Source organism: Brevibacterium sp. S111 (assembly GCF_004745075.1).
GTDB lineage: Bacteria > Actinomycetota > Actinomycetes > Actinomycetales > Brevibacteriaceae > Brevibacterium.
Genome location: NZ_RHFH01000028.1, coordinates 1 through 10388 on the forward strand (window position 1 = coordinate 1; position 10388 = coordinate 10388).

Below are 10388 nucleotides of genomic sequence, written 5' to 3' on the forward strand. Positions count from 1 at the left end.
GGCTACTGGGAGTAGCCGCCAGGACGACAGGTGCCGGCCCCGAGCACACGCTCGGGGCCAGTACCACTCCCACCGAGCACCAGTACCAGGTACGTGGACTATCCGTACCAACCGACGCTACGCGCCAGCAGATCGATGGTGTGATCCGAATGCAGGTGAGTGATGAAGATTCCGCCCAGATCGCCGAGCTCGAGACCAGCCTGACGAATGCGACGCCCGACACCGTGACCGGCGTCCACGAGATAGAAGCGATCCTCAACGACGATCGCGGTTGAGATACCCGCTCGATCCTTGGAATCGCCCTTCCACCATCGCGGGCCACCTGCGGTTCCTAGGGTGACTACTTTCATCTTCGAATCGTTCATAACCCGGCACTTTCACGTTGTTGCGTCTTTGACCTCCTCAGTCTTTCCCGTTGACATCAAAAAGAAAAGCAAATTTTTACTGGCTTCAATATAGACTCTAGCTATGACTGACCTCACACTCCGCCAGCTCGAGTATTTTCTCGCCGTTCTCGATCGTGGTTCGGTGAGCGACGCGGCAAAAGACTGCCGAGTGTCACAGGCGACGGTCTCTGCGGCTCTCGCCCAACTCGAAAAGCAGCTCAAAGTCACGCTTATTGCGCGTGGTCCGGCTCGGCGCGCCCGTCCGACGAGCGCTGGCAGGGAATTCGGAGTTCGGGCCAGAGAGATCCTTTCAAATGTCTCGGACGCTGTGGAATCTCTGAACGACGAGTCGGCTGCCTTACAGGGGCCCTTGCGCATCGGTTGCATACCGACGGCGGGGCCACGGATGCTTCCAGCTACGGCTGCTCAGTTCGTCAAACACCACCCGCAGGTTGACGTCAGCTTTGTCGAAGCCCATCCGTTGACCGTTCAACAGATGGTTCTCAATGGTGAGGTAGATGTTGCTGTCATGTACCGCAAGCAGATCCAGATCGAGGGAGTCACCAGGCACGACCTCGCCGAAGTACAGCTGCACGCCATCGTCTCTGCTGATCATCCTGTAGCTGAACAAGACGGTGTCGATATCGCCGAGCTCATCGACGACCCGCTCATTCTGCTCGATTCTCCGCCGACCGCGGACCTCTTGATCAGCCAGATCCGCGGAATCGGTTATGAGCCTTCTGTTCGCTGGCTCATTCCGAATGCGGAGACAATCAGGTCGATGGTGGGGTTAGGACTCGGTTTTTCCTTGGCCAACGCTGTTCCTCACCCGGACACCCTGACCTTTCAGGGCATGCCAGTGCGATATCTGCCGGTGACCAACCCGGAATTCGCCAACACGATTGTTGGAGTGACAATGACCGGAGCACGACTTTCGAAGAAACTCACTGCGGCATTGGACATCCTTCGGAAGACCGCCGCAGATACCGATCCTCATCGGTGGAAACACCAGAGCCGAACACCGAAGCTCACGCATCCCTAAACGAGGAAAAACAGCTGCCGACAACTCGCGGTCGGCCCCGAGCAGCACTCAACACAGTCACGAAAGACGGACGGTGCTCCGATCGCCGAACGATCAGAGCACCGCTGACACAGTTCCGATCAGCCGACCGGAAGCTTCGGTCGCAGGGACGTATAGCTCACACGCTGCGGGTCGACCCTGCGAACTCACGCAGGCGTGTGACCTCTGCCTTCGCGTTGGCGATCTGCTGCTCGACGGCCGAGCGAGCGGTGCCGCCCTTGGCATTGCGCGAATCGATCGAGCCGAGCGTCGTGAGCACCTCGCGCACGGCAGGCGTCAGGTGCGGTGAGATCCCCGAGAAGTCCTCGTCGGAGAGGTCCCACAGTTCGACATCCCGCGACTCGGCCAACTGCACGCACGCTCCCGAGAGCTCGTGAGCCACACGGAACGGCACGCCCTCACGCACGAGCCACTCGGCGATGTCCGTGGCCAGCGCGAATCCGCGCGGAGCCAGATACGCCATGCGTTCGGTGTCGAACTTCAGCGTCGCCACCATCCCGGTGAACGCCGGCAGCAACAGTTCGAGAGTGTCGGTGGCGTCGAAGACCGGCTCCTTGTCCTCCTGCAGATCTCGGTTGTACGCCAACGGCAGTGCCTTGAGCGTCGACAGCAGCCCGGTGAGATCACCGATGAGGCGACCGGACTTGCCACGCGTGAGCTCGGCGACGTCGGGGTTCTTCTTCTGCGGCATGATCGACGATCCCGTCGAATACGCATCGTGGAGGGTGACGAACGAGAACTCCTTCGTCGCCCACGCGATGACCTCCTCGGACAGGCGGGAGAGGTCGATGCCGATCATCGTCGTGATGAAGAGGTACTCGGCGAAGACATCGCGCGACGCCGTGCCGTCGATGGAGTTCTCCACCGAATCGTTGAAACCGAGGTCCGCAGCCACGGCCTGTGGGTCAAGCCCCAATGACGACCCAGCCAGCGCACCAGAACCGTAGGCAGAGACACCGGCACGCGCATCGAAATCAACGAAGCGCGCAACATCGCGCAGCAACGGCCACGCGTGGGCGAGCAGGTGGTGGGCCAGCAGCACCGGCTGAGCGTGCTGGAGGTGCGTGCGTCCGGGCATCGGCACCTCGGGATGCTCTTCGGCCTGAGCGATGAGCACCTCGACGGTGTCGAGCACGAGACCGGCGACCTCACGGGCATGGTCGCGCAGGTACATGCGCCCCATCGTCGCGATCTGATCATTGCGTGACCGACCGGCACGCAGCTTGCCTCCGAGCTCCGGACCGGCGATCTCAATGAGTCCGCGCTCCAACGACGAGTGCACATCCTCATCGGACTCGGCGGCGACGTACTCGCCGGTCTCGACGCGGCGCAGAAGCTCGTCGAGAGCCTCATGCATGCCGGACAGTTCCTCGTCGGTGAGCAGACCCGCGTGGTGGAGGACCTTCGCGTGGGCCTTCGACCCGGCGATGTCGTACTTCGCCAGGCGCCAGTCGAAGTCCGTGGACTTGCTCAGTGCGGCCAGGGCATCGGCCGGACCGTCGGAGAATCGTCCGCCCCACAGGCTCAGTCGTTCGCTCACAGATCGTCCTTTCTTCACCGAGTCGCAGATGCCTCGGCCCATTCGTTGTCGTGGAGAAGCTCAGTTGTCATTGTCGCAGGATTTCCTCGGGCCGATCATCGCCGAGGCGGCTCGTCGACCCAGCGTGAGCGTGGATTCCTCACCCATCGACGAGTCCGCCGGCCGCGTATTCGAGGAACGTCTCGGCCAGGGCCGCTCCCCCGACTGCGGCGTCGGCGATGACGAGGACCGTGTCGTCGCCGGCCAGGGTCCCGAAGATCCCGACCATCGAGGAGCGGTCGATCGCCGAGGCGAGATACTGTGCGGCCCCGGGCGGGGTGCGCAGCACGACCGTGTTGTCCTGCGAGACCGCGGAGACGAGGAGTTCCTCGAGAATCCGGGGCAGCTTCGCATCGAGGCTGTCCCCCGTCGACTGCTGCAGGGAGCGGTCCCCGCCCTCGCCGGGGACGGCGTACACGGATCCGGCGGTGGACCGGATCTTCACGGCCCCCACCTCGGCGAGGTCGCGCGACAGGGTCGCCTGGGTGACAGTGATGCCCATCGTGGCGAGTGCCTCGGCGAGTTCGATCTGGGACCGCACGGATTGGCGGGTGATGAGGTCGATGATCTTCTGCTGCCGAGCGGTCTTCGTCAGCGGTGCGCTGTTGCCGCCGGCATTCGCGTTCGTGTCGGTCATCATCGCTCCAGGAGGAATGCCATGAGCGCCTTCTGCGCGTGGAGGCGGTTCTCGGCCTCATCGAAGACCACCGAGGCGGGGCCGTCGATGACCTCGGCCGTGACCTCTTTGCCGCGGTAGGCGGGCAGGCAGTGGAGGAAGATCGGATCGTTGCCGGCCTCCATGAGTTCCTGGCTGACCTGGAACTTCATAAACGGTGAGGCCTCGTCGTCGCGTCCGGCCGAATCCTGGCCCATCGACACCCAGGTGTCGGTGACGAGGACGTCGGCGCCGGTGGCTGCGGCGACCGGGTCGGCGGTGACGGTCAGCGACCCGCCGGTCTGCGCGGCGAGGGCCTCGGCTTCGGCGACGATCGCAGCATCGGGCTGGAAGCCTGCCGGTGCTGCGATGCGCACATGCATTCCGGCGTTGACTCCGCCGAGGGCGTAGGAGTTCGCCATGTTGTTCGCCCCGTCGCCGAAGTAGCTCATCGTCTGCCCCTTCACGTCGCCACGGTGCTCGCGGATGGTGAGCAGGTCGGCGAGTATCTGGCAGGGGTGGAAGTCATCGGACAGCGAGTTGATGACGGGCACGGAGGAGTTCTCGGCCATCTCGTCGAGTCCGGCTTGGGAGAAGGTGCGCCAGATGATCGTCGAGACCATGCGCGACATCACCTGGGCGGTGTCGGCGATCGATTCCTTGTGTCCGAGCTGCGCCTCGCCGGGGTTGATGATGAGCGGCTGTCCGCCGAGAGCGGCGATGCCGGCGGCGAAGGACACGCGGGTCCGCGTCGATGTCTTGTCGAAGATGACGGCGGCGGTCTGCGGTCCGGCCAGCGGGGTGCGCGAGTAGGGGGCGGCCTTGAGTTCGGCGGCGAGGTCGAGGACGTGCGTCTGCTCAGCGGGGCTGAGATCCGTGTCCTTGAGGAAGTGGCGTGTCATGGGGTGTCCTTCGGAGATGGGGCGGGGCTCAGCCGGCGATGAGGCCGGGCAGGGCCGCGATGAACGGGGCGAGTTCGTCAGTGGTGATCGTCAGCGGCGGGGCCAGCCGCAGGCGTCCGGGGGCGACGGGGTTGATGATGAACCCGGCCTCGAGCGCGCGGGCGGCCACGGCCTTCGAGTCTGGGGCCTGACCGTCGGCACCGGCCGTGAGTTCGAGCCCGAGGAGAAGTCCCTTGCCGGTGATCGTCCCGACGCCGTCGACTTTCGCCAGTTCGGTCTGGAGCCAGTCGCTGACTTCGGCGACGTGGTCGAGAAGCTTCTCGTTCTCGATGGTCTCGAGGACTGCGAGTCCGGCGGCGCAGGCCAGCGGATTGCCGCCGAAGGTCGTGCCGTGCTGCCCGGCTTCGAGCAGTTTGGTGTTCGCATCGCCGAACGTGATGGTCGCGCCGATCGGCATGCCGCCGCCGAGGCCCTTCGCCGAGGTGATGATGTCCGGGACGATGCCCTCGCCGATCTCGGGATCCTGATGAGCGAACCAGGACCCGGTGCGACCGATGCCTGACTGCACTTCGTCCAGGATCATGAGTGCCCCGACCTTCGTCGTCAGTTCCCGCACGGCGGTGAGGTAACCGGCAGGATGGGTCCGGACCCCGACCTCACCTTGGACGGGTTCGATGAACACGGCGGCGGTGTTCTCATTGATCGCGGCGGCCAGCGCCTCGACATCCCCGTAGGGGACGTGGACGACTCCGGGCACTCCGGGGGCGAAGGGGGCGCGGTAGGCTTCCTTCGCCGTCAGTGCCAGCGCTCCCATCGTGCGGCCGTGGAAGGCGCCGTCGATCGCGATGATGAAGGGGCGTCCCCCGCCGGCCGCGCGGCGAGCCATCTTGAAGGCCGCCTCGTTGGCTTCGGTGCCCGAGTTCGAGAAGAACACGGCGGACCCGGCCGGCAGGTCGAGGACCTCATGGAGTTTCTCGGCCAGGCCGATCTGAGCCGGGGAGGTGAAGAAGTTCGAGATGTGGCCGAGCGTGTTCGCCTGCTCGGTGATCGCGTTGACCCAGGCGGGGTGGCTGTGGCCGAGTGCGTTGACGGCGATGCCGGCGAGCAGGTCGAGGTACTTCGTGCCCGAGGCGTCCCAGACATAGGAGCCCTGACCGCGGACGAGGTCGAGCTGGGGTGAGCCGAAGACCGGGGACAGGACGCGGGAGAAGTCATCGCGCCAGGTCTGGGCTGGTGTCTCACTCATCGTTCTCGTCCTCCTTGAGTGTTTCGTGGCCTTCGCCTTTGTGTCCGTCGCCCAAGGGTGCGGGTTCGACGATGGTGTCTTCGACCATGGTGCCGATGCCCTCGGAGGTGAAGACCTCGAGCAGCAGCGAGTGCGCCATCCGGCCGTCGATGATGTGGGCCTGCTGCACCCCGTGCTCGATGGCCTCGAGGGCGGCGGTCATCTTCGGGATCATGCCCGCGTCGAGGCTGGGCAGCAGTTCGCGCAGCTTGGCCGGTCCGATGCGCGAAATCAGTGAAGAGGTGTCGGGCCAGTTCGCGTAGAGGCCGGGCACATCGGTGAGCATGATGAGTTTGTCGGCTTTGAGTGCCTTGGCCACTGCGGAGGCGGCGAGGTCGGCGTTGATGTTGAGCGGTTTTCCGGCCTCCCCGTTGATCTCCGAGGCGATCGAGCAGATGACGGGCACCCGTCCGGCGTCGAGGAGTTCGGTGAGCACGGTGGTGTTGACCTCGGCGATCTCGCCCACCCGGCCGAGGTCGATGACTTCTCCGTCGGCCTCGGCGTGGGTCTTGTTCGCCAGCAGGAGGTCTGCGTCCTCACCGGACAGTCCGATGGCGGCGTTGCCGTTCTGGTTGATGCGGGAGACGATGTCGCGGTTGACCTGGCCGGACAGGACCATGCGGATGACCTCGGCGGCTTCCGGGGTGGTCACCCGCTGCCCGGCTTTGAACTCGGACTCGATGCCCAAGCGGGCCAGCATGGCCGAGATCTGGGGGCCGCCGCCGTGGACGACGACGGGGCGGATGCCGGCGAAGCGGAGGAAGGCGATGTCATCGGCGAAGGACTGCTGCAGCTCCGGGGAGATCATCGCGTTGCCGCCGTATTTGATGACGATCGTGGCACCGGTGAAGGTCTTGATCCACGGCAGCGCTTCGGTCAGGGCTTCGGCCTTGACCTGGGCGGCGGCGAGCCGGGCGGCCGTGGATTTCGTGGACATGTCGTGGGGGTTGTTGCTCATGTGGAGTAGGCGCTGTTCTCTTCGACGTAATCGTGGGTGAGGTCCGAGGTCCAGACCGTGGCGGTGTGGTCTCCGGCGTGGAGGTCGATGACGACGTCGACGTTGCGGTCGAATTCGACCTTCTCCGGGTCTTCATAGGGTCCGGAGGCTTGACAGACCTGCGTGCCGTTGATCGTCACGTCGATGAGCGTGGGATCGAAGGTCGCCGAGGTGGTTCCCACCTGAGCGACGACGCGCCCCCAGTTCGGATCCTGACCGAAGATCGCGGCCTTGAACAGGGCCGAACGTGACACCGAGCGGGAGACCATGACGGCGTCGTCTTCGCTGGCCGCACCCTGAGTGGTGATCGCGATGTCGTGGTGGGCGCCTTCGGCGTCGACGTGGAGCTGGTGCATGAGGTCGAGGCAGACTTCGCCGAGGAGGCTCGTGAACTCCTCCGTGTCGACTTCGGCGTCGTGGGCGCCGGAGGACATGAGGATGACGGTGTCGTTCGTTGACATGCACCCGTCGGTGTCGAGGCGGTCGAAGCTCTTACTTGTCGAGGCCCGCAGGGCCTGATCGAGCACTTCTCTGTCGACCTTCGCGTCGGTGGTGATGACGACGAGCATGGTGGCCAACCCGGGTGCGAGCATGCCCGCGCCCTTGGCCATGCCTCCGATCGTGTACCCGCTGCTGCCCTCGCGGGTGGCGGTCTTAGCCACGGTGTCGGTGGTCATGATCGCCTCGGCGGCGTGGGCTCCGGCGTCGACGGTGTCCTCGGCGGCGGCCACGAGTGCCGGGAGGTTCTCGACGATGGCATCGCGGAAGTCCTGACCGCCGACCCCGATGAGCCCGGTCGAGCAGACAAGAATGTCTTCGGCTTGAGTGTCGGTGCCGGTGTCGGTGAGCAGTTCAGCGGTGGTCTGGGCGGTCAGGGTGGTCGTCTCGTACCCGAAGTCGCCGGTGTAGCAGTTCGCTCCCCCGGAGTTGAGGACGACGGCGCGGGCGTGCCCGTTCGCCGAGGCTTTCTGCGACCACAGCACGGGGTTGGCCTTGCAGCGGTTCGAGGTGTAGACGGCGGCGACGGCTGTGTCGGGGCCGGTGTTGATGACGAGTGAGAGGTCTTTGGTTCCGCTGGGTTTGAGTCCGGCGGTCAGTCCTGCGGCCGTGAAGCCCAGTGGTGCGGTCACGCTCATGGGGCGACTCCTTCGAGGGGAAGTGCGGTGGCCTCATCGAGGCCAAGGGCGAGGTGGATGGACTGGAGTGCCTGGCCGGCGGTGCCGCGGACGAGGTTGTCCAGGGCCACGACGACGAGGATCGTGCCGGCACGTTCGTCGACGGTGAACTGGATGTGGGCCATGTTCGAACCGGTGGTCGCCGAGGTGCGCGGCCACTGTCCCTCAGGCAGGACGCGGACGAAGGGCTCGTCAGCGTAGGCCCGTTCGAAGGCCTGGGCCAGTTGGGCCTTCAGCGCCGCGGCGTCGAGGAGACCTTCGGCGGTCCGAGGTGCGGCGTCACCCGCATCGGCCGTGATGGTGGCGAGGATTCCGCGGGCCATGGGCACGAGTGTCGGGGTGAAGGAGATCCGGGTCGGGCCTTCGGCGGCGTCGGCGCCGATGACGCCGTTGAGGTTCTGTTCGATCTCGGGCACGTGCCGGTGCGTCCCGCCGGTGCCGTACGGCGAGGCGTCGCCGAGGATTTCGGCGGCGGTGAGGTGCGGCTTGAGCGCCTTGCCCGCTCCGGACACGCCGTTGGCCAGGACTGCGTTGAGGCCGGCGGGTGCGGCGAGTCCGGCTTGGATGAGCGGTGCGAGGCCGAGGGTCACGGCGGTGACGTTGCAGCCAGGCACGGCGATGCGCTGCGCATTTTTGAGGGCGTCGCGCTGCTTCGTGCCGTCGGCGGTGAGCAGTTCGGGCAGCCCGTAGGTCCAGGTCCCCTGGTGTTCGGAGCCGTAGAACTTCTCCCAAGCAGTCGCACTGATGAGCCGGTGGTCGGCGGCGAGGTCGACGATGAGCGTTTCGGGGCTCGTCTTCTCGAGTTCGGCGGAGATCTTTCCGGACTGCCCGTGGGGCAGGGCGAGGACGACGACATCGTGGCCGGCGAGCACCTCGGCGGTGGACTCCTGGACCACGAAGTCGGAATATCGGGCAAGATGGGGTTGATGTCGGCCGAGCTTCTCGCCAGCGGTGGAATGTCCACACACCGTCGTGACGTTCAAGTGAGGATGAGTGCTCAGCAGCCGGAGGACCTCTCCCCCGGCGTATCCGGTAGCACCGGAGACGGCAACCGTAAGATCATTCATATGTATAACTATACCAGCACATTAAATTATATGCAGGAGGCGTCATGACCCAGGCAGTACGAGCGATGCGCGCAGGCGGACCAGAGGTCCTCGAATTCTCCGAAGTCGACACCCCTGTTGCCGGGCCCGGCGAGGTGCTCGTCGACGTCGAGGCCGCGGGCGTGAACTTCATCGATACCTACCGTCGTTCGGGTGTGTACCCGATGGACTACCCGCACATCGTCGGCTCCGAGGGCACGGGTCGCATCGCCGCTGTCGGCGAGGGCGTCGAGAGCTTCTCTGTCGGTGACCGCGTCGCTTGGCACGAGGGCCCGGGCTCGTACGCGACTCAAGTCGTCGTGAACACGGATAACCTGCTGCGCGTGCCCGAAGGCGTGTCCGCCGAGGTGGCTGCCGCGATGCCGCTGCAGGGTCTGACCGCCCAGTACCTGGCCACGAGTTCGCATGAGATCAAGCCGGGCCACACCGCCCTCGTCCATGCCGGGGCCGGCGGGGTCGGACTGCTGCTCACTCAGATCATCAAGCACCTAGGCGGCAACGTCATTTCGACCGTGAGCACCGAGGAGAAGGCGGAACTGGCCCGCAAGGCCGGTGCCGATGAGGTGTTCCTCTATGGCGAGGGCGTCGACATCGCGGCGAAGGTGCGCGAGCTGACCGACGGTGAGGGCGTCGAAGTTGCCTATGACGGTGTCGGCAAGGACACCTTCGATGCGTCGTTGGCCTCGATCAAGCCGTTGGGGTCGATGGTGCTTTTCGGAGGGGCCTCGGGTCAGGTGCCGCCGTTCGACATTCAGCGCCTGAACTCTTCAGGCGGCATCTTCCTCTCGCGCCCGTCGCTGGCGTGGTTCGTGCGGTCCTCGGAGGAGCTAGCAAAGCGTTCGGCGATGCTCTTCAACGGCATTGAGAAGGGCTGGCTGAACTTCCGCGTGGGCGCCACGTTCCCGCTGGCCGAGGCTGCGGATGCGCACCGCGCGCTTGAAGGGCGTCAGACTACTGGCAAGGTTGTGCTGACGGCCTAATCCAAACATTCAGACTCAATGAGGTCGGGGTTCTCCAAATATGGAGAACCCCGACCTCGTTCAATTGAAACCCGTCACCTACTCAAGCGGACGGGCTGTCTTTGCCCCAGTACCATTAAGCCTTGATCCACCGATCTGCTTGATGTCCGGTGGCCCACTCGAATTTGAGCTTGGGCACGATGAGTGGGCAGGAGGTAGTGTCCCGGTCTCTCACCGGTCTCTTCCACATTGAGCCTCCCAGA

General features: G+C 65.0%; 10 protein-coding genes. 2 read left to right on the forward strand and 8 right to left on the reverse strand.

Features of this window, described 5'->3' with window-relative positions:
- Positions 1-98: 98 nt before the first annotated feature.
- Positions 99-365 carry an MBL fold metallo-hydrolase gene (locus EB836_RS17540; protein ID WP_205683412.1) on the reverse strand — a complete coding sequence of 89 codons (267 nt, stop codon included), beginning with the start codon at positions 363-365 and terminating at the stop codon, positions 99-101.
- A 103-nt stretch (positions 366-468) separates the two neighbouring features.
- On the opposite strand from EB836_RS17540, the gene EB836_RS17545 reads away from it, so the two are divergent.
- Positions 469-1428, forward strand: coding sequence for a LysR family transcriptional regulator (locus EB836_RS17545; RefSeq protein WP_135542709.1), 960 nt, complete (start codon positions 469-471; stop codon positions 1426-1428).
- Between the two features lie 157 nt (positions 1429-1585).
- Here the strand turns inward: EB836_RS17545 and argH are convergent, their stop codons facing one another.
- The 7 genes from argH to argC form a co-directional block, all read right to left on the reverse strand.
- Entirely contained in the window at positions 1586-3007 is a 1422-nt protein-coding gene (gene argH, locus EB836_RS17550; RefSeq protein WP_135542711.1) for an argininosuccinate lyase, read from the reverse strand.
- A gap of 139 nt (positions 3008-3146) precedes the next feature.
- Positions 3147-3683 (reverse strand): arginine repressor, encoded by a 537-nt coding sequence (locus EB836_RS17555; protein WP_135542723.1) that lies wholly within the window; start codon positions 3681-3683, stop codon positions 3147-3149.
- The gene (argF, locus tag EB836_RS17560; protein WP_135542713.1) at positions 3683-4603 is read right to left on the reverse strand and encodes an ornithine carbamoyltransferase; all 921 of its coding nucleotides are present in this window, start codon (positions 4601-4603) and stop codon (positions 3683-3685) included. Before argF ends, EB836_RS17555 begins: the two co-directional genes overlap by 1 nt.
- Before the next feature lie 28 nt (positions 4604-4631).
- Positions 4632-5849 (reverse strand): acetylornithine transaminase, encoded by a 1218-nt coding sequence (locus tag EB836_RS17565; RefSeq protein ID WP_135542715.1) that lies wholly within the window; start codon positions 5847-5849, stop codon positions 4632-4634.
- Positions 5842-6825, reverse strand: a complete 984-nt coding sequence (gene argB / locus EB836_RS17570) for an acetylglutamate kinase (RefSeq protein WP_135542725.1) — start codon at positions 6823-6825, stop codon at positions 5842-5844. The genes EB836_RS17565 and argB overlap by 8 nt, the downstream gene beginning before the upstream one ends.
- A gap of 17 nt (positions 6826-6842) precedes the next feature.
- Positions 6843-8021, reverse strand: a complete 1179-nt coding sequence (gene argJ / locus EB836_RS17575; RefSeq protein WP_135542717.1) for a bifunctional glutamate N-acetyltransferase/amino-acid acetyltransferase ArgJ — start codon at positions 8019-8021, stop codon at positions 6843-6845.
- Complete coding sequence (argC, locus tag EB836_RS17580) at positions 8018-9127, reverse strand: N-acetyl-gamma-glutamyl-phosphate reductase (RefSeq protein WP_135542719.1); 1110 nt, start codon at positions 9125-9127, stop codon at positions 8018-8020. Before argC ends, argJ begins: the two co-directional genes overlap by 4 nt.
- A 44-nt stretch (positions 9128-9171) precedes the next feature.
- Between argC and EB836_RS17585 the strand changes: the two genes are divergently transcribed.
- Positions 9172-10146: a quinone oxidoreductase gene (locus EB836_RS17585; RefSeq protein WP_135542721.1), complete on the forward strand. Its 975-nt coding sequence runs from the start codon at positions 9172-9174 to the stop codon at positions 10144-10146.
- Positions 10147-10388: the final 242 nt, after the last annotated feature.

Coding starts and splice junctions, on each gene's coding strand:
- EB836_RS17540 (WP_205683412.1), bottom strand. CDS start 365: ATGAACGATTCGAAGATGAAAGTAGTCACCCTAGGAACCGCAGGTGGC.
- argC (WP_135542719.1), bottom strand. CDS start 9,127: ATGAATGATCTTACGGTTGCCGTCTCCGGTGCTACCGGATACGCCGGG.
- EB836_RS17585 (WP_135542721.1), top strand. CDS start 9,172: ATGACCCAGGCAGTACGAGCGATGCGCGCAGGCGGACCAGAGGTCCTC.
- argJ (WP_135542717.1), bottom strand. CDS start 8,021: ATGAGCGTGACCGCACCACTGGGCTTCACGGCCGCAGGACTGACCGCC.
- EB836_RS17545 (WP_135542709.1), top strand. CDS start 469: ATGACTGACCTCACACTCCGCCAGCTCGAGTATTTTCTCGCCGTTCTC.
- EB836_RS17555 (WP_135542723.1), bottom strand. CDS start 3,683: ATGACCGACACGAACGCGAATGCCGGCGGCAACAGCGCACCGCTGACG.
- argF (WP_135542713.1), bottom strand. CDS start 4,603: ATGACACGCCACTTCCTCAAGGACACGGATCTCAGCCCCGCTGAGCAG.
- EB836_RS17565 (WP_135542715.1), bottom strand. CDS start 5,849: ATGAGTGAGACACCAGCCCAGACCTGGCGCGATGACTTCTCCCGCGTC.
- argB (WP_135542725.1), bottom strand. CDS start 6,825: ATGTCCACGAAATCCACGGCCGCCCGGCTCGCCGCCGCCCAGGTCAAG.